This is a genomic window from Streptomyces sp., assembly GCF_031178505.1.
GTDB lineage: Bacteria > Actinomycetota > Actinomycetes > Streptomycetales > Streptomycetaceae > Streptomyces > Streptomyces gulbargensis.
On the sequence record NZ_JAPSIW010000282.1, the window covers coordinates 1 to 1,061 of the forward strand.

1 protein-coding gene is annotated in these 1,061 nt (G+C 70.6%); it reads left to right on the plus strand.

Annotated features, from left to right (window positions below; genetic code table 11):
* Positions 1-91: 91 nt before the first annotated feature.
* A partial coding sequence (locus RIF68_RS19175; RefSeq protein WP_309052504.1) for a DMT family transporter occupies positions 92-1,061 on the plus strand: 970 nt, incomplete at its 3' end.

Sequence of the window (1,061 nt, forward strand, 5' to 3'; positions counted from 1 at the left end):
GCTCCAGATTCAACATGTAAGCGATCCTAAGACAAGGGGTCAAAGAATTCTCGCTTGTTCTAAGACGTGAGGGCCCGTCACGCTGTGGGGCATGAGCCCCGCAGCCACCCGCACCCCGTCTTCCCCCGCCACCCCCGGACAGTCGTCCCCCCTGCTGGACTGGCGTGTCCGTTTCGGCGCGCTGGCCCTGATCTGGGGCTTCAGCTTCCTCCTCATCAAGGTGGGCACCGAGAGCTTCGCGCCGTTCCAGGTGACCTTCGGCCGCCTGCTGTTCGGTACGGCGGTGCTGGCCGTCGCTCTCGTCGCGAAGCGGGACCGGCTGCCGCGCGGTGCCCGCGTCTGGGGTCATCTGACGGTGGCGGCGTTCCTCCTCAACGCCCTGCCTTTCTCGCTGTTCGCGTACGCGGAGCTGACGATCCCTTCGACCCTGGCGGGCATCTGCAACGCGACGACACCGCTGTGGGGCATGGCGCTGTCGCTCGTGGCGCTCTCCGAGGACCGTCCCACGCGGGTGCGGGCGGCGGGCCTCGGCATCGGTTTCGTGGGGGTGCTCACGGTGCTCGGGGCCTGGCAGGGCTTCTCGGGCCTGGACGTGACCGGCACGGCGCTGGCCCTGCTCGCCTCCTTCAGCTACGCGGTGGGCTGGATCTACGTCCGCAGGACCCTGAGCGGCACCGGCGCCTCACATCTGTCCCTGGCGGCCTCGCAGGTGGGTGTCGCGACCCTGCAACTGGCCCTGGTGACGCCACTGTTCACCTCCGTACCGGAGTCGGTCGAGATCGTGCCGCTGCTGGCGGTGATCGCGCTCGGCGCCCTCGGCACGGGGTACGCGATGCTCCTCCAGTACGGAGTCGTGGCGGAGGTGGGGCCGACGACCGCCGCCATGGTCACGTACTTCATCCCGGTCATCGCCACGGCGGCGGGAGTCGCGCTCCTGGACGAGCGGCTCAGCTGGAACACGCCCGTCGGTGCGCTCGTGGTCCTCGCGGGCGCGGCCCTGACACAGACCCGCCGCTCCCCCACCGCCCCGCGTCCGGCCCGGCTCGGCGGCCGGACGCGGG